This is a genomic window from Armatimonadota bacterium (assembly GCA_025059775.1).
Taxonomy (GTDB): Bacteria; Sysuimicrobiota; Sysuimicrobiia; order Sysuimicrobiales; family Sysuimicrobiaceae; genus Sysuimicrobium.
On record JANXCW010000017.1, the window covers coordinates 20,492 to 36,726 of the forward strand.

At 68.7% G+C, this 16,235-nt stretch carries 16 protein-coding genes and 2 pseudogenes; 10 read left to right on the forward strand and 8 right to left on the reverse strand.

All coding sequences use genetic code 11. The features are described from left to right. Nucleotides 1-5: 5 nt before the first annotated feature. Nucleotides 6-596: a molybdenum cofactor guanylyltransferase gene (locus N0A24_10755; GenBank protein ID MCS7173827.1), complete on the forward strand. Its 591-nt coding sequence runs from the start codon at nucleotides 6-8 to the stop codon at nucleotides 594-596. Here N0A24_10755 and proS read toward each other — a convergent pair. The 5 genes from proS to N0A24_10780 all read right to left on the reverse strand — a co-directional run bounded on the left by proS (nucleotide 593) and on the right by N0A24_10780 (nucleotide 4,568). Continuing rightward, the gene (gene proS, locus N0A24_10760; GenBank protein MCS7173828.1) at nucleotides 593-2,029 is read right to left on the reverse strand and encodes a proline--tRNA ligase; all 1,437 of its coding nucleotides are present in this window, start codon (nucleotides 2,027-2,029) and stop codon (nucleotides 593-595) included. The two genes, N0A24_10755 and proS, sit on opposite strands and share 4 nt — an antisense overlap. A 55-nt stretch (nucleotides 2,030-2,084) precedes the next feature. Beyond that, a complete protein-coding gene (locus N0A24_10765) occupies nucleotides 2,085-2,492 on the reverse strand; it encodes a thioredoxin family protein (protein ID MCS7173829.1) in 408 nt (135 codons plus the stop codon). A gap of 4 nt (nucleotides 2,493-2,496) precedes the next feature. Continuing rightward, nucleotides 2,497-2,913, reverse strand: a complete 417-nt coding sequence (locus tag N0A24_10770; GenBank protein ID MCS7173830.1) for a DUF4395 domain-containing protein — start codon at nucleotides 2,911-2,913, stop codon at nucleotides 2,497-2,499. Then, nucleotides 2,910-3,776 (reverse strand): sulfurtransferase, encoded by an 867-nt coding sequence (locus tag N0A24_10775; protein ID MCS7173831.1) that lies wholly within the window; start codon nucleotides 3,774-3,776, stop codon nucleotides 2,910-2,912. The genes N0A24_10770 and N0A24_10775 overlap by 4 nt, the downstream gene beginning before the upstream one ends. Before the next feature lie 237 nt (nucleotides 3,777-4,013). Then, nucleotides 4,014-4,568 (reverse strand): class I SAM-dependent methyltransferase, encoded by a 555-nt coding sequence (locus N0A24_10780; GenBank protein ID MCS7173832.1) that lies wholly within the window; start codon nucleotides 4,566-4,568, stop codon nucleotides 4,014-4,016. Nucleotides 4,569-4,696: 128 nt separating this feature from the next. Here N0A24_10780 and N0A24_10785 point away from each other — a divergent pair, with 128 nt between their 5' ends. From N0A24_10785 to N0A24_10805, 5 genes are read left to right on the forward strand one after another with little or no spacing between them, the layout of a single operon-like run. Then, on the forward strand, nucleotides 4,697-5,680 hold the full coding sequence (locus tag N0A24_10785) for a branched-chain amino acid ABC transporter permease (protein ID MCS7173833.1): 984 nt from the start codon (nucleotides 4,697-4,699) through the stop codon (nucleotides 5,678-5,680). Continuing rightward, nucleotides 5,677-6,552 (forward strand): branched-chain amino acid ABC transporter permease, encoded by an 876-nt coding sequence (locus N0A24_10790; GenBank protein MCS7173834.1) that lies wholly within the window; start codon nucleotides 5,677-5,679, stop codon nucleotides 6,550-6,552. The genes N0A24_10785 and N0A24_10790 overlap by 4 nt, the downstream gene beginning before the upstream one ends. Nucleotides 6,553-6,575: 23 nt before the next feature. Continuing rightward, on the forward strand, nucleotides 6,576-7,751 hold the full coding sequence (locus N0A24_10795) for an ABC transporter substrate-binding protein (protein MCS7173835.1): 1,176 nt from the start codon (nucleotides 6,576-6,578) through the stop codon (nucleotides 7,749-7,751). A 4-nt stretch (nucleotides 7,752-7,755) separates the two neighbouring features. Further along, nucleotides 7,756-8,526, forward strand: coding sequence for an ABC transporter ATP-binding protein (locus N0A24_10800; GenBank protein ID MCS7173836.1), 771 nt, complete (start codon nucleotides 7,756-7,758; stop codon nucleotides 8,524-8,526). Next, entirely contained in the window at nucleotides 8,523-9,293 is a 771-nt protein-coding gene (locus N0A24_10805) for an ABC transporter ATP-binding protein (protein MCS7173837.1), read from the forward strand. Before N0A24_10800 ends, N0A24_10805 begins: the two co-directional genes overlap by 4 nt. A gap of 4 nt (nucleotides 9,294-9,297) precedes the next feature. Here the strand turns inward: N0A24_10805 and N0A24_10810 are convergent, their stop codons facing one another. After that, nucleotides 9,298-11,118, reverse strand: a complete 1,821-nt coding sequence (locus N0A24_10810; GenBank protein MCS7173838.1) for an AMP-binding protein — start codon at nucleotides 11,116-11,118, stop codon at nucleotides 9,298-9,300. Nucleotides 11,119-11,320: 202 nt separating this feature from the next. Next, nucleotides 11,321-12,082 (reverse strand): HAD-IA family hydrolase, encoded by a 762-nt coding sequence (locus tag N0A24_10815; protein ID MCS7173839.1) that lies wholly within the window; start codon nucleotides 12,080-12,082, stop codon nucleotides 11,321-11,323. 249 nt (nucleotides 12,083-12,331) lie between these two features. Between N0A24_10815 and N0A24_10820 the strand changes: the two are divergent. The 4 genes and pseudogenes from N0A24_10820 to N0A24_10835 all read left to right on the forward strand — a co-directional run bounded on the left by N0A24_10820 (nucleotide 12,332) and on the right by N0A24_10835 (nucleotide 15,390). Continuing rightward, nucleotides 12,332-13,230, forward strand: a pseudogene (locus N0A24_10820) (TIGR01777 family oxidoreductase). Continuing rightward, entirely contained in the window at nucleotides 13,227-13,709 is a 483-nt protein-coding gene (locus N0A24_10825; protein MCS7173840.1) for an SRPBCC family protein, read from the forward strand. Before N0A24_10820 ends, N0A24_10825 begins: the two are co-directional and overlap by 4 nt. A 55-nt stretch (nucleotides 13,710-13,764) precedes the next feature. Continuing rightward, on the forward strand, nucleotides 13,765-14,388 hold the full coding sequence (locus N0A24_10830; GenBank protein ID MCS7173841.1) for a 1-acyl-sn-glycerol-3-phosphate acyltransferase: 624 nt from the start codon (nucleotides 13,765-13,767) through the stop codon (nucleotides 14,386-14,388). Then, nucleotides 14,385-15,390: pseudogene (locus N0A24_10835) on the forward strand (glycosyltransferase family 2 protein). The gene N0A24_10830 and the pseudogene N0A24_10835 overlap by 4 nt, the downstream one beginning before the upstream one ends. A 324-nt stretch (nucleotides 15,391-15,714) precedes the next feature. Here N0A24_10835 and N0A24_10840 read toward each other — a convergent pair. Then, on the reverse strand, nucleotides 15,715-16,235 hold a 521-nt coding region (locus N0A24_10840; protein ID MCS7173842.1), incomplete at its 5' end, for an ABC transporter ATP-binding protein.

A 16,235-nucleotide genomic window follows, 5' to 3' on the forward strand; every position in this document is an offset into this window, starting at 1 on the left:
GCGACGTGCCGCATGCCACGGGGATCGTCCTCGCGGGAGGCCATAGCCGACGGATGGGTCGGGACAAGGCGACCCTACCCTTCGGCCCGGACACCCTGCTCGGGTGGGTGGTGCGCCGGGTTCGATCCGTGTGCCCGAGGGTCCTTGTGGTCGCGCGGGAGCCGGCCCGGTATCCGGGGTTCGAGGTGGTTCCGGATCGGTTCCCGGGACTTGGGCCCCTCGCGGGGCTGCACGCGGGCCTGTCGGTCGCGGAGACGGAGTTGGGGGTCTGTGTGGCCTGTGACCTGCCGTTCGTGGAGCCTGCCCTCCTGCGCCACCTCCTCCACGCGGCGGAGGAGGTGGACGCCGTGGTACCGGTGGTGCGGGGAAAGCCCGAGCCCCTCTGCGCGGTCTATCGTCGGACCGCGCTTCTCCCCGCGGAGGCGCTGCTGCGGGCGGGTGGAGGTTCCCTGCGGGATCTGTTTGCGCGGTTGCGCGTGCGCTTCGTCCCGGAGCCGGAGCTGCGGCAGGCGGACCCGGAGCTCCTGAGCTTCCTCAACCTGAACACCCCGGAAGATTACGCGCGGGCCCTTCGTCGGCTGCGCGGGGAGGACTAGTAGGCCCGGGCGAAATACACCACCGCCCGGGAGGGCTGGCCGCAGACCACGCAGGCGCCCTCCGGAGACTCCTCCGGAATCACCCGGGGGGATCCGCCCGTTTCCTCCCGCAGCCGGTCCTCGCAGCCCTGGTCCAGGCACCACGCCACCCGCACGAACCCCCGGCGCTGCCGGATGAGCTCCGCGGCCTCCTCGTAGGATGTGGCGACGAAGGTGTGGGTCTGGAGGAACTCCCGGGCCCGCTCGAGCATCCGCCTCTGCACACCTTCCAGCTCCGCGGCCACCGCATCCTCAATGCCCGCAAGCGGCACGGGGCGCTTGCCGCCCGCACCGTCTCGGGCCACCAGCACCGCCTGCTCCTGCTGGACTTCCCGGGGACCCAGCTCGATGCGCAGGGGAACACCGCGGAGCTCCCACTCGTTGAACTTCCACCCGGGCGTGTACTCCTCGCGGTCGTCCAGCTGCACCCGAAAGCGCTCCCGGAGCTGTGCGGCAAGAGCCCGGGCCCGCTCCAGGACCACGGATGTCTCCTCGAACCGGATGGGAACGATCACCACCTGAATGGGCGCGATGCGGGGTGGCAGGAACAGCCCCCGGTCGTCCCCGTGGGCCAGCACCAGGGCCCCGATCAGGCGCGTGGTCACCGCCCAGGAGGTGGTCCACACGTACTTCTCCGTGTTGTCCCGGTCTAGGAACTTCACGTTAAAGGCGCGGGCGAAGTGCTGTCCGAGGAAGTGGGAGGTTCCGGCCTGAATGGCCTGTCCATCGGGCATGAGGGCCTCCAGGGTGTAGGTCCACTCCGCGCCCGCGAACTTCTCGCTGGGGGGCTTTTTGCCCACGAGCACCGGGATCGCCAGTTCCCCCTCCAGCAGGCGCCGGTAGATGTCGAGAATCAGGCGGCACTCCTCGTCCGCCTCCTCCGCAGTGCGGTGGGCGGTGTGTCCCTCGTGCCAGAAGAACTCCAGGGTACGCAGGAACAGGCGCGTGGACTTCTCCCAGCGCACCACACTTCCCCACTGGAGGATGCGCACGGGCAGATCCCGGTAGGACTGGATCCACTTCGCGTACATGGGCATGATGATGGCCTCGGAGGTGGGGCGTACCGCGAGCCGCTCGCCCAGCGGCTCGTCTCCGCCGTGGGTGACCCACGCCACCTGGGGGGCGAACCCCGCCACGTGCTCCGCCTCTTTCTTCAGGAAGGACTCGGGGATGAATAGGGGGAAGGCTGCGGTCTGGTGTCCCGTGCGCCGGAACTCCCCGTCCAGCCACCGCTGGATGGCCTCCCAGATGGCCCATCCGTATGGCCGGACCACCATGCACCCGCGTACCGGTGCGTAGTCCGCGAGCTCCGCCCGCAGGCACACCGCGGTGTACCATTCCGAGAGGCTCTCCTGCTTCCGGGGGATCTCCTTGACCGCCTCCTTCGCCTCCATGGACCTCTCCTGCCGCAACACGCGTGACGGATTGTACCACCCCCCTGCGGTTCCGTCACGCGCGGGCGGGCTCGTGACGGAGGGGGGAGGACCGGGCCAGCTGTCCCAGGAGGCGATGCTCGTCCGCCACCCCGTGGTTGAGGGCGACGATGCGACCGGAGGCGTCCACCACCGCGGTGGCGGGGACGGTCCAGACCCCGTACCGCCGGGCGCGCTCCGGCTGCCGCTGGACGTCCACCACCTCGATGCGCACTCCCCCCCGTAGGGCACGCAGGCGTTCCAGGGCTGGCAATTGCTGGGTCCGGCACGGAACGCACAGGGGGTGCGTGAAGGCCACCACCGCGGGCCCGACTACATCTGCCGGTGCGCGCAGGAACCGCCGGTCACGGATGCCCAGGAGAGCGGACCACCCTACCGCCACCAGGAGGAGGATTCCGAAGGCGATCAATGCCCGTTCCGGCATTCCCTCACCGCCGAAGAAGGCCCAGGCGGGCGAGCTGGAGGTAGAGGAAGCAGCCCACGCAGAAGCCGAAGAGGAGGTTCACCAGGGCCAGGGCCGCCACGAGCCACGCGAGCGCCCAGCCCACCCTGGGGGATCCCCCGAGCATGCCCACCGCGGCCGCGAGCAGGAATCCTCCGCCCAGGGCCTGGGCGAACCGGTGGGGGGTCGGGTCCTCCGGGCGCACGTCCGGCCGCACCAGGCGGCCTTTCAGCACCCGGTGGTACAGGACCTGGAAGGGGGCGATCCGGGGATCCAGGGCTCCCAGGGCGAGGGCAAGGCCCGTGAGGAGCACGAGCCACGGCAGATCCCACAGGAACGCCGCCACCACGAGCACCAGGAGGCTCACCTGGTTGGTGCGCAGGGCGTTGCGGTCCACCGTCATCCCTGGGCCTCCCCGCGGACTGTGCGCTCAATGGGAACGCCCACGAGGCTACCCCACTCCGTCCAGGCCCCGTCGTAGTTCTTCACCTTGGGGTAGCCCAGCAGGTACTTGAGCACGAACCAAGTGAGGCTCGAACGCTCCCCGATCCGGCAGTAGGCGATCACATCCTTCTCAGGGGTAATCCCCAGCGGCTCATAAAGGGCCCGCAGCTCTTCCGCGGACTTGAAGGTCCCGTCTTCCCGCACGTTCTGGGTCCAGGGGATGTTCGCGGCACCCGGGATGTGCCCAGGGCGCTGCGCCCCCTCCTGGGGGTAGCCGGGCGGCGCGATGAGCTCCCCATGGTACTCCTGGGGGGAGCGTACATCCACGAGTGCGAGGCCTGGATCCTTCAGTCGCTGGAGGATCTCATCCCGGAAGGCCCGCAGCGCGCGATCCGGATCCCTTGCCCGGAAGGTGGTGGGCGGGTACCGCGGGACTTCCGTGGTCAGGGGGCGGCCCTCCGCGATCCACTTCTGTCGGCCGCCGTTGAGGATCTTGAGGTTCTCCACCCCGTAGTACCGCAGCAGCCAGAAGGTGTAGGTGGCGAACCAGTTGTTCTTGTCTCCGTACAGGATAATGGTGTGCTCGTTGCCGATGCCCCGTTCGTCCAGCAGCCTCTCCAGTTGCTCCCGGCTGATCCAATCCCGGCGCACGGGGTCCTGGAGATCCGTCTTCCACCGGAGGTGGATGGCCCCGGGGATGTGCCCCTGCGCGTAGAGATCAGGATCCTCGTTGGATTCCACGATCCGCAGGGTGGGATCCCCCAGGTGCTCGTGCAGCCATTGGGTCTCCACCAGAACCTCAGGGACCGCGTACTGAGCCATCAAGATCCCTCCTCACCGAGACGTTTGAACCCTTCCTGGGGACCGCGTTATCCGCGGCTAGGGGAAGCGGAGACAGAGCGTGCTCGGGAAGGCTTAGGCGGACTGCGGCGAAGGCACACCCTGCCTCCGCCCAGGACAGATACAGCTGCGGGGCGCATACCGGATGAAGGCCCGCCTCATGACAGCTCTCAATATGGCACCCCCTTGACGGGCCGTCAAGGGGGCGGCGGCCGCCCGCTAACCGGTTTTCACGCTCAGGGAGATGCCATCTTCGATGGGGATGATGGCGGAGCGGAGCCGCGGGTGTTTCCTAAGGGCTTCCCGGAAGCCCCGGAGTTCAGGCCAGAGAAGGTTATCCGCCACCAGGATCCCGCCGGTTCGCAGCTTCTCGATGCAATCTTCCAGCAGGGGCAGGTATCGGGACTTCTCCACGTCCAGGAAGATCATGTCGTACAGGGAAGTGCTCCGGCGGAGGAACGCGCCGACCTCCTCGACCACCACCTCCACCACCCCTTCGAGCCCCGCCTTCTGGAGATTCCTGAGGGCTTTCCGGGCGTTTTGAGGGTTCCAGTCCACGGAGATCAGCTTCGCCCCCAGGGGCAGGGCCCGGGCCATGTGGAGGCAGGAGTAGCCGATGCCGGTTCCCAGCTCGAGCGCAAGACGTGGCTGGGCCAGGAGGGTGAAGGCGTAGGGCAGCTCGCCCTTGGCGGGGCCCACGATGGGGAAGAGCCGGCCGTTGCCGATGGCCCTCTCCACCTCCCGGATCACCTGGAGAATCCGGTCCTCACCCACCCAACTCCCCCTCCTAACCCTACGTCCTCCCTCCCTCCAGGACAAGCCGGGCCGGGGCCGGCCCGGGTTCCCTGGAGGAGAGTGCACCGGGTGGTGCGAAACTGGAGAATCGAAGGGGGAGGTGTGGGGTGGATCTGCGAACCTCCTATGCCCAGGACCTGCGGCTGGTTTCGGGGACCGCAGGATGGGCCGCCCTGGTCGCCTTCCTGGGGTTTCTTGCGGCGCTTCCCCTCTTCGCGCCCCGCTACGTGGTCTATGTGGCCACCCTGGTGGGGGTGCACGGAATTGTAGCGGTTGGCCTGAACCTCTTGATGGGCTATACGGGGCAGGTTTCCCTGGGACACGCGGGATTTGTGGCCATCGGGGCTTATGCCCACGGGCTTTTCCTCACGCGGCTGGGCTGGGGATTCGGACCCGCGCTGGTGATCGCGGCGGGGATCTCGGGATTTGCGGGTGCCCTCGTGGGACTGCCGGCCCTCCGGCTCACGGGGCCGTACCTCGCGGTGGCCACCCTGGGATTCGGGCTTGCGATCCACCAGGTGTTGGTGAACTGGGAGTCCCTTTCGGGCGGGCGCTCGGGTCTGTTCTTCCCGGAAGTCTCCGTGCTGGGGAGGTCGCTTCAGGACGAACGGGTGCTGTACTGGTTGGTCCTCCTGGTGGCGGTCCTTCTGGTGCTCGGGGCCTACCGGCTGGTGCGCAGCTACATCGGCCGGGCGTTCGTAGCCATCCGGGACAGCGAGCTCTCCGCCCCCACCGTGGGAATCCACCTCACCGCGTACAAGACCCTGGCGTTCGGACTCAGCGCCCTCTACGCGGGGGTTGCGGGAGCGCTGCTGGGACACGTGATGGGCTTTCTGGAGCCCCAGCTGTTTACCCTCTTCGACTCCATCTATTTCCTGGCCATGGTGGTGGTGGGGGGGCTCGGGTCCGTCTCCGGGGGCCTGCTGGGTGCGGCCCTCCTTACCCTCCTCCCACAGGCCCTCTCGGGACTCGGGGAGGCTCTGAACGTGGTATACGGGCTTGCCCTGCTCCTGGTCCTCCGGTTCGATCCGGGGGGTCTGTACGCCCGGTGGCTGCGGATCCGGCGGTATGGAAAATCGTGGCCGCTATGACGCTCCTGACGCAGTACATCGTCAACGGGCTCTCGGCCGGCAGTCTGTACGCCCTCGTGGCCCTTGGGATCGTGCTCCTGTACCGCTCCAGCCGCGTGCTGAACTTCGCGCACGGGGATCTTGCCTCCACGGGGGTGTTCCTGGCCCTCTCCGCTCTGGCCGCGGGATGGCCCTATCCCCTGGCCCTGGCTGCGGGTTTGGGGGGCTCCGGGCTGCTCGCCATGGCCTTTTACCGGACCTTTCTGCGGCCCGTGCGGGGAGGCACCCAGCTGGGGTTTGTGATCGCCACCCTGGCTTTTGCCCTGATCCTGAGCGGTCTGCAGGTGTGGGTATGGGGGACGCACACTCGGGTGTTCCCCTTCCTCCTCTCGGAAAACCGGGTGATACGGTGGGGTGGGGTAGCGGTGAGCGAGCGCACCCTGGGGACGTTGGGGATCGGGATCCTGTTGGTCGCTGGCCTATCGGTGTTCGTGCGGAGGTCCCCATGGGGGCTCGCCATGCGGGCGGTGGCCCAGGACCCTGAGGCCGCGCAGCTGCTGGGGGTTCCCGTAGGCCGGGTGCTCGCGGGGACGTGGGCCCTCTCCGGAGTTCTGGGGGCGTGCGCGGGCATGTTGCTCGCGCCCGCGGTCTTTGTAGACCCCTTTATGATGCTGGACCCCTTCTTAAAGGGATTTGCCGCCGCGGTCCTGGGTGGCATGGAGAGTCTGCCGGGCGCGGTGATCGGCGGCTTCGGGTTGGGCGTGCTGGAGAGCCTCTTTGCAGGCTACGTGTCGGTACGGTTCAAGACCACCCTGGCGTTCGGAGTGATCGTGGCGGTGCTCCTGATCCGGCCAGAGGGTCTGTTGGGACGCCCCTTCCAGCGCCGGGCGTGACTCTACGGAGGGGAGGTGCAGGGATGCGGTGCCTGGCGGTGTTCCTGCTGGTGGTAGGGCTTGCGGGACTTCTGGGGAGGGCCACAGCCCAGGAGCGGGGCGTGACCCCGGAGGAGGTGGTGATCGGGACCTCCATGCCCTTGAGCGGTCCCGCCGCGTACTGGGGAGCGGTCGGCAGGGGGATGGAGGCCTACGCTCGGTATCTCAGCGAGCAGGGGGGGATCCACGGACGGAGATTGCGGGTGGTGGTGCGGGACGACGGGTACCTTCCGCCCCGCGCCGCGGCAAACGTACGGGAGCTGGTGGAGCGGGTGGGCGTGTTCGCCATCGTGGGCCTCATTGGGAGCGCGAACGCATTCGCGGTGCGCGACTACCTCGTGCGCAACCAGGTCCTGTGGATCACACCGACCGCGGACGCCACCATGTGGTACGGCTTCCGGCAGAAGCGCTACCTCTTCGTGACCTATCCCTCCTACGTGGAGGAGGCCCGGATCCTGGTGGAGTACGCGGCCGAGAGACTGGGCGTGCGCACGGTGGCGGTCTTCTACCAGAACGACCTGTACGGCCAGAAGGGCCTGCTGGGCGCCAAGCAGGGGGCGCATAAGGCCCGGATCCGCATCGTGGCCCAGGTGCCCTATGAGGTGACCGCGGCGGAGGTGAGCACGGAGGCGGTGAAGCTGCGGGAATCCCGGGCGGAGGCGGTGCTCCTCTACGCCACCCCACGACACGGCGCCCTCATCGTGCGGGAGATGGCGAAAGTGGGGTATGCGCCAAGGCTCCTGAGCTCCTTCACCTTGGGCGACCCCATCATGTTCACCCTGGCGGGGGAGGCGTGGAACAACGTGATCTCCACCGGCTTCTTCCCGCTCCCGGGTACCGGGGATGCCCGGGTGGACCAGGCCTTGAGCATCCTCACCCGGATCGACCCCGCCCTGCGGGCCAACCCGTACAACGCGCTCGCGGGCTGGGCCTTCCTGGAGCCCTTGGTGGAGGCTCTCCGCCGTGCGGGTCGGGAGCTCACCCAGGAGCGGGTGGTGTCGGCTCTGGAGAGCCTGCGGAACTGGGATGGAGAGGTGATCCGGGGGGTCACCTTCGGTCCGGACCGGCGGCAGGGCATCCACCGGATCTTCCTCACCCGGGCGGAAGGCGGGCGGTACGTCCGGATCTCGGACTGGATCTCGTACCCCGTGCGGTTCTAGGCCCTTGGGGCATCCGCTCCTTCAGGTAGAGGGGGTCCGCCTGCGGTTCGGCGGGATCGTCGCCCTGCGGGACGTCTTCCTGGAGGTGCAGGCCGGGGAATTCATAGCCCTCCTGGGGCCGAACGGCGCAGGCAAAACCAGCCTCTTTAACTGCATCTGCGGGCTCTATCGGCCGCAGCAGGGGAGCATCCGGCTGGAGGGATATGAGCTCACCCGCCTGCGCCCCGACCGCATCGCCCGGTTGGGTGTGGCCCGCACCTTCCAGAACCTGGAGCTTCCGCGGGGCATGACGGTCCTGGAGGTGCTGCTGCTGGGCTGCCACCGGCACTTCCAGGCCCGGGTGTGGGAGGTGGTCCTGGGCCTGCCACAGGCGGTGCGGGAGGAGATCGCCCAGCGGGAGCGGGCAGAGGAGGTCCTGGAGTTCCTCCGGCTGGAGGCGTACCGGGACCGGCCGGTGGGAGCCCTGCCGCACGGCATCCAGCGCCTGGTGGAGGTGGGGCGAGCCCTGTGCACTGGGCCGCGGTTGCTGCTCCTGGATGAGCCCTCCGCGGGCCTTACACCGGAGGACAAGGAGGAGCTGGCGTATCGTCTCCAACAGATAAGGCGGCGGTTCGGGGTCACCCTGCTCCTCGTGGAGCACGACCTACGGATGGCCATGGAACTGGCGGAGCGGGTGGTGGTGATGGACCACGGGGAGGTCATCGCCCAGGGATCCCCGGAGGAGGTACGGCGGGATCCGCGGGTGATCGAGGCGTACCTGGGAGCTGCGGGATGAGCGCGTTGCTGGAAGTGCGCAACGTAGAAAGCGGCTACCGACGTGGGTTCGTGGTGCTTCGGGGCGTCTCCCTGCGGGTGCGGGAGGAGGAGATGGTTGCTCTGCTGGGCCCAAACGGCGCGGGCAAGACCACCCTGCTGCGCACCCTCATGGGGCTCATCCCGGATCAGCCCGAGAAGGGCGAGGTACTGTTCCAGGGCCAGCGCCTCCAGGGGAAGGAGCCCCACGAGATCACGCGGATGGGGATGGTGTTGGTGCCCGAGGGCCGGGGGATCTTTCCGGAACTCACGGTTGCGGAGAACCTGGCTCTCGCAGGCTTTGGCCGCCGGATCTGGGCCGGGGAGGTGGAGGCGGTGCTGGACCGATTCCCCGTACTCCGGGAGCGGTGGCGGCAGCTCGCAGGGACCCTCTCAGGAGGCGAGCAACAGATGCTGGCCCTGGCCCGGGCCCTGGTGCTGCGACCCCGTCTGCTGCTCCTGGATGAACCCTCCCTGGGACTTGCGCCCCGGGTGGCGGCGGAGATCTTTGCGGCTCTCCAGGCCCTGAACCGGGAGGGGATGGCGGTGCTGTTGGTGGAACAGAATGCCCGCGTGGCCCTCCGCATCGCCCACTACGGGTACGTGCTGGAGGCGGGCAGGCTCGTGCTGGAGGGAAGCGCGGAGCGGCTGCGGGAGGATCCCAACGTGCAGGCCCTGTACCTGGGGATGGGGGGAGAATCCTCTCCCAAGGGATTCCGGCGCTGGCGGCCGAAGCGCCGGTGGGCGTGAGGGATCAGCGCCGGTAGAGGGACTCGATGAGGTCCGCGTACTTCTCCCCGATGGCCTTCCGCTTCACCTTGAGGGTAGGGGTGACCTCCCCGTCCTCCTCGTAGAGGCGCTTGGGGAGAATGGCGAACCGCTTCACCTGCTCAGGGCCGCTGAGGGTGCGGTTCACACGCTGCACCTCTCCCTCGATGAGCTCGTAAACCCGCTCGTTCATGCTGAGGTCCGTGAAGGTGGTGAAGGGGATCCGGTGTTCCTGTGCCCAGCGGGCCACGTGGTCCTCGTCCAGAACGATGAGGGCCACGAGGTACGGCCTCCGGTCTCCGATGACCACCGCGTCGTGGATGTAGGGACTCGCTTTCAGTTTGTTCTCCACATAGGCGGGCGCGATGTTCTTGCCGTACGCGTTGATGAGGATGTCCTTCTTCCGATCCGTGATGCGCAGAAAGCCCTCCGCGTCCATCTCGCCCACGTCCCCGCTGTACAGCCAGCCATCCCGGAGGGCCTGCGCGGTGGCCTCCGGATCCTTGAAGTACCCCGCGAACACGTTAGGCCCGCGTACCAGGATCTCCCCATCCTCCGCGATGCGCACCTCCACCCCGGGAAGGGGCTGACCCACAGTCCCCAACCGGATGCGGTCGCCATGGTGGATGGTGGTGGGACCGCTCCCCTCCGTCTGGCCATACACCTCCCGGATGGGCACGCCGATGGCGTGGTAGTACTCCAGGACCTCGGGGGCGATGGGGGCAGCTCCGGAGACCGCGAACCGAACGCGATCGAGCCCCAGGCGGCGGCGCAGGGGCCGCAGGAGCAGGACTTCGCTCAGGGCGTGCGCCACGCGGAGGGGAAGCGGAATCGGTTGCGCCGCCAGGCGGAGGAGCGCATACCGCCGACCGAAGCGGACCGCGATCCGGTATGCGGTGCGCTTGAGGAAATCCGCCTCCCGCATGTGCAGCTCCACCTGCGCGGAGAGCTTCTCCCACAGGCGGGGCACCGCAAAGAGGATGGTGGGCCGGACCTCCTGTAGGTTCTGGAAGAGGGTATCCAGGCTCTCCGCGAAGTGCACGGTATAGCCCCACACCAGGGGGAGGTACAGGGAGAGCATGCGCTCCGCGATGTGGGCGAGGGGAAGGAAGGAGAGGGCGGTGTCCGTAGGGTACAGGGGGTTTGCGGCGCCGAGGGCCTGCGCGGTCCACAGGAGGTTGCGGTGAGTGAGCATTGCGCCTTTCGGCGGCCCTGTGGTGCCGGAGGTGTACAGCAGGACCGCCACATCCTCCTCGGCGGTCTCCCGGATCCGGGCCTCCAGCACACCGGCGTCCTGGAGGGCCCGCCCCAGGGTCCGCAGCTCGTCGAGCGTCATCGTCTGCGGATCCGCAAACCCCTCCAAGCCCTCCAGGTCCATGACCACGATGGCCCGCAGGTGCGGGAGTCGTGAGCGGATGACCAGGGCCTTGTCCAGCTGCTCCTCGTTCTCCACGAAGAAGACCCGGGCCCCGCTGTGCCCGAGCACGTAGGCGCATTGCTCTGGAGGACTGGTGGCGTACACGGCCACGGAGATCCCCCCTGCGAGCTGGATCCCCATGTCGCAGAAGAGCCACTCGGGCCGGTTCTGACCGACGAGGGCCGCGGTCTCGCCCCTCCGCAGGCCCAGGCTTACGAGTCCGCGAGCGATCTCCTCCGCGGCCAGGCCGTACTCCTCCCACGTGATGGGCTGCCAGAGCCCCCGGCGCTTGTGCCGCATGGCCACGCGACCGCCCCGTTCCCGCACCGCCCGGAGGAACCGGCCCGGGATCGTTCCGGTGAGAACCTGCGGGCGTTCAAGGACTGCCATACCCCACTGGGTGGGCCGTGAAGGATTCAAACCCGCGTATTTTCGGTAACCCCCGCCAAAATCCTACCACGGAGGACGGACGTGCGGAGAGGAGTGCACAAGCCCGCAGCTGCGCATCCAAGGCCCCTGCTTGGGTAGCGGTCCGGAACCCCCTCCTGGTGGAGATCCGGGGAGCCCATCCGTGGTGCTCCCGCGGGGCCGGTCAGGGCAGGATCGCCAGAAGTTCGGACAGGCAGTCCACGGTGTGGTGCGGTTCGGCTTCCCCGGAGCCCGCCAGGTCCGGCCGGCGGCACACCCACACCGCGGTCATCCCGGCCGCCCGGGCTCCGGCTACGTCCGCATGCAGCAGGTCACCCACCATCCAGCACTCCGCAGGACGGGCTCCCACCCGCCGTGCGGCCTCCAGGAACACCGCGGGGTCAGGCTTGCTGCAGCCCACCTCTTGACTGGTCAGCACCGATTCCAGCAGCTGCTCTAGCCCGGTAGCCTGCAACTTCCACCGCTGGAGTGCGGTCTCCCCGTTGGAAATCACTCCCGTGCGGTACCCGCGCCGGCGCAGCTCCACGAGCACGGGGCGCGCGTCCGGGAAGGCCCGGACGAGGCCATCGCGGAGGGACGTGTAGCGTTCGAGGAACGGTTCCACAGGGCCGGAGACACCGAGCCGGCGCAGCGTCTCTTCCCAGGTCCACCGGCGCATCCGGCGGATGGTGACCCCGGGCTGGGCAGGGGTCACGCGCCGCCAGAGGTCTACGGAGGCCTCCAGGTAGGTCCGGACCACCAGGTCCGGGGTCAGTGGGTAAGTGTCTTGCATGACTTCGGCTACCTGGCGGACGCAGTCGGCCATCAGCCCCGTTTCGTCCACCAGGGTGTCGTCAAGGTCGAAGAAGACCACCCGGGGTCGCACAGACATTCCTGGGCTCGGGCTCACGGAGGGGGTGAAGTTTGACCCCCATGGGGCGGGCATCAACCCGCCTCCACGCCCTCCAGGCGTGCCGGATCGGCCGGACTCCCGCACCTCTCCGGCTGTACCTCTAGCATAGCAGAGCCCCGGGCCCGGTCGAATGCCGGTCTGCACGAGGGGATCCATCTTATTCGCATTGAGCGCGGCACAGGGGCCTGGGTTGACCTCGCCCCATAAGGGCGGGGCCGAATCGGGCCTCCAAGGCTTGGACAGCCCCTTGAACGCCCCGGAGTGCGGGCTTACGGTAGAGGCGTGCGGATCGCCATTACGGGAGCCTCCGGATTGCTGGGGCGGCCCCTGCGGGCGCGGTTGGAGGCCGCGGGGTACGCGGTGATCCCGATCAGCCGCAGGCCAGGAGCCGACGGGGTCCGCTGGGAACCTAGTCGTGGAGAGCTGGACGCAGGGGCCCTCGCCGGATGCGACGTCGTCGTCAATCTGGCCGGTGCCCGGATCGCCCCAGCCCGCTGGACGGAGGCGTACAAGCGGGAGCTGCGCGCAAGCCGTGTGGCTGCAACCCGGCTGCTGAGCGAGACCATGGTCCGGCTCAAGCAGCCGCCCAGGGTCTTCCTCTCAGCCTCTGCGACGGGTTACTACGGACCTAGGCCCTTCGAGGAGGTGCTGGACGAAACGAGTCCACCGGGGCGGGGGTTCCTAGCGTCCCTCTGCGTGGACTGGGAGGCGGCGACCGAGCCGGCCCGGACAGCAGGGATCCGCACCGTGCTCCTGCGGACCGGGCCGGTCCTCGCCCGGCAGGGAGGGTTCCTGGCTACCCTCTTACCCGTGTTCCGCCTGGGGCTTGGGGGGGCGTGGGGGACGGTCAGCAGGGCGTGAGCTGGATCGCCCTGGAGGACTGGCTGCGGGCGGTGGAGTTCCTGGTGTCGGCAACGTCCGTGGATGGCCCCATGAACCTGACCGCCCCCAACCCGGTCCCCTTCGCGGAGTTCGCCCGGACCCTGGGACGCGTCCTCCGCCGGCCCGCGGTGCTGCGCGTGCCGGCGTTCGCGCTGCGGCTAGCGTTCGGGCGAGAGATGGCGGACGAAGCCCTGCTGTCTGGGAACCGCGTGGTGCCCCGGCGCTTGGTGGAGTCAGGATTCCAGTTCCGATGGCCCGACCTCGAAAGCGCACTCCGGGCGACCCTGACCCTGCCGTGAGGGGTGTTCTGCACCGGCTGGAGCGGACGCTCGTACTGCACGCGGAGCTCGGGACGGTATGGGAGTTCTTCGCAGATCCCCGCAATCTACCGGAGATCACTCCCCCGTGGCTCGACCTGCGCTTGGTCTCACCAGTACCGGACCGCATGTATCCGGGGCTCCTCCTGGAGTACCGCGTGCGCCCCTTCGGAGGGCTCGCCTGGCCGTGGGTGGCGGAGATCACCCACATCCGGGAAGGCTCGTTGTTCGTGGACGAACAGCGGCTTGGCCCCTACCGCCTGTGGCACCATGAGCACCACTTCCGCATCGTTCCTGGAGGGGTAGAAGTCCGAGACCTCGTGGTCTACGCGCTCCCTGGAGGATGGCTGGGCGATCGGCTCCTGGCCGCTTCGGTGGCCCGTCGGCTTGAGGCCATCTTCCAGTTCCGGGAGGTGGCCGTGCGGCGACGGTTCTCGGGCTCGGAGGGTCCAGGTGTGTGACGGATCAACAATTCGCCGTCTGGTCACGGAGCGGATCGGGCAGGCCATAACCCGCATGTTCCTCCGCAGCCTGACGGCGAGCCTCCGTGGGGTCTACCTCGAGGGGGAACTCCCGGAGGGGCCTGCCGTGCTCGCCATGAATCACCACAGCTATTTCGACGGTCATCTCGCCGGCCTCCTCGCCAGGCTTGCGGGCCAGCGGGTGAGCGTGCTGGTCTCAGCCGAGAACCTCCGGGCGTTTCCCGTGCTCGCCGCGGTCGGAGCGGTCGACGCACGGCGTGTCCGGGAAGCCCTGCGGAGGCTCCGACGGGGAGAGTGGATCGCGGTGTTCGTGGAGGGGGAGCTGCGGTATCCGGGGACACTAGGCCCAGTGCGTCGGGGAGCCCGATACCTCGCGGACCGGGCGGGTGTCCCGCTCGTGCCGGTGGCGGTCCGGGTGGTGTTGCGGGGCTTCGAGCTCCCCGAGGCGTTCGTATGGGTCGGCCCGCCGGTTCCTCCCGGACAGGATCTGGCGGAGGTCCTCGGCGGTGGGCTCCGGAGAGTCGATGAGACGCTGGCGGCTACGCACCCCAGGACGGTCCCGCCGCAGTTCCGGCTCGTCCTCCGGGGACGGTCCAGTCTCGATGAGCGGGTGGCGCGGTGGATCCGGTGGTTCCGGTGGGTTGGTGGAGAAATCTGAGCGGGATCGAGTGGCTCGCTGCCGCCCGGTTCGCCGTGCTGGCGTACAACGCCGTGCGCTTCCCCATCCTGCGAGGGGGCTCCCTCCCCTCCGAGGTCCGTGTGTCTATCCTGGTGCCCGCCCGGAACGAGGTCCCCAACCTCCGTCGAACCCTACCGGGTTTGCTGGGTCAGGGCGCGGCGGAGGTCCTCGTCCTCGATGACGGCTCGGAGGACGGCACCGGCGTGGTCGCCCAGGAGGCCGCCGGCGCGGATTCGAGGTTCCGACTCCTCCGTAGTGAGCCTCTACCTCCTGGCTGGCTGGGGAAACCCTGGGCGGCATGGCAGCTGGCCCAGGCTGCGGGGGGAGACGTGCTGGTGTTCACGGATGCCGACGTGCAGTGGGGGCCCGGTGCCCTCGGCGAACTCGTGCAGGCGCTGGGTGCGTATGGACTGGTTTCCGTCTGGCCGCGGCAGGATGTCCAGGGGATCCTGCTGGGCTCGGCGGTGAGCTTCCTGCTGAACGGGGCCTTCGGGTTCCTCCCCCATGGCGTTCTGCGGCGTCTAGGGCTCGCCAACGGCCAGGTGCTGGCCGTTCGGCGGGAGGCATACTTCCGCGCGGGCGGGCACCGGGCGGTTCGTGACCCCGTGCTGGAGGACGTGGCGCTCGCCCGACGGTTCCGCCAGTTCGGCCTTTTTCAGGGGGTCTGCTCTTCCGGACTCGGATGTACCGGACGTACGGGGAGATGGTGGAGGGGTTCAGCAAGAACCTCCTCGAGGTGCACTCAGGCTCCCCGGGGGTTCTGGTGGGATCCCTGGTATACCATCTGGCCCTCTACACGCTCCCTTGGCTCCGGGGTCGGTGGGGTCTGAGGGGGCGATGGTGCTCGAACGGCTGGCGTCTCAGGGTGTCGCGGGCGGTCCCCTGTGGTCCGGCCTCTTCGCCCCTGTGGGGCCTATCCTCCTGTTTCCGGCTTTCTTCCGGGCGCTCTGGGGTCCGCGCATGTGGAAGGGCCGGCAGCTCTCCCCGGGTCGGGTGTCTGGGAGGGGTCGGGGCGGGTGGACAGCCCGCACTCAGGGGCGTGGTCCAGGCCGGCAGCCGGAGCAGTAGAAGGTGACCCCCCGGTGTTTAGGCGACGGACGGGCTCACCGCAGCGGAGGCACGGTCTGTGCGCCCGGCGGTAGACCACCCAAGTAGAGGAGCAGGTGTTTGCCGTAACCCTCCACCCTGTGCACCGTGGCCCTCACGCGGACTGCTTGCCGGGAGCCGAGCTACCCTAGACCCGGCTGAGACGGTGAGCCGTCCGGTAGACCTGAGGCTCCTCCGTCGCGGTGAGGCGCGGGGCTTCTAAGGGACGACCCGGCCGTCCTGAATGCGGACCACGCGGTCCGCCTCGGCCGCGAACCGCTCGTCGTGGGTGACCATGACGAAGGTCTTCTTGAGAGAGCGGTTGAGCTCCCGCATCAGTTCGAAGACCGCCCGCCCGCTGGCGCTGTCCAGGTTCCCCGTGGGCTCGTCTGCGAGGACGAGCACGGGGTCGTTCGCCAGGGCCCGGATCACTGCCACCCGCTGCTGCTGGCCGCCGGAGAGCTGATGGGGGAAAGCCCGGACGTAGGGGAGCAGGCCGACGCGTTCCAGCAGGCCGGTGACGCGCTGGAGCTCCTCTGACCGGACCGGGCCCTTGAGGCGGAGGGGCAGCAGGGCGTTGTCGAGGACGTTCAGCTCCGGCAACAGGTAGTAGCTCTGGAAGACGAAGCCGATGAGGTCCCGGCGGAGTACTGACCGGGCGTGGTCTGGGAGGTCGGAGACGTCCTGGCCAGCCAGGAGGACCCGGCCCTCGGTCGGCCGGTCCAGCAGGCCCACGAGGT

Bases quoted from the DNA above. Each gene is read 5' to 3' on its own strand.
- proS (MCS7173828.1), bottom strand. From the start codon at position 2,029: ATGGAGGCGAAGGAGGCGGTCAAGGAGATCCCCCGGAAGCAGGAGAGC.
- N0A24_10810 (MCS7173838.1), bottom strand. From the start codon at position 11,118: ATGGCAGTCCTTGAACGCCCGCAGGTTCTCACCGGAACGATCCCGGGC.
- N0A24_10775 (MCS7173831.1), bottom strand. From the start codon at position 3,776: ATGGCTCAGTACGCGGTCCCTGAGGTTCTGGTGGAGACCCAATGGCTG.
- N0A24_10830 (MCS7173841.1), top strand. From the start codon at position 13,765: ATGTTCCTCCGCAGCCTGACGGCGAGCCTCCGTGGGGTCTACCTCGAG.
- N0A24_10805 (MCS7173837.1), top strand. From the start codon at position 8,523: ATGAGCGCGTTGCTGGAAGTGCGCAACGTAGAAAGCGGCTACCGACGT.
- N0A24_10765 (MCS7173829.1), bottom strand. From the start codon at position 2,492: ATGCCGGAACGGGCATTGATCGCCTTCGGAATCCTCCTCCTGGTGGCG.
- N0A24_10770 (MCS7173830.1), bottom strand. From the start codon at position 2,913: ATGACGGTGGACCGCAACGCCCTGCGCACCAACCAGGTGAGCCTCCTG.
- N0A24_10815 (MCS7173839.1), bottom strand. From the start codon at position 12,082: ATGCCCGCCCCATGGGGGTCAAACTTCACCCCCTCCGTGAGCCCGAGC.
- N0A24_10790 (MCS7173834.1), top strand. From the start codon at position 5,677: ATGACGCTCCTGACGCAGTACATCGTCAACGGGCTCTCGGCCGGCAGT.
- N0A24_10795 (MCS7173835.1), top strand. From the start codon at position 6,576: ATGCGGTGCCTGGCGGTGTTCCTGCTGGTGGTAGGGCTTGCGGGACTT.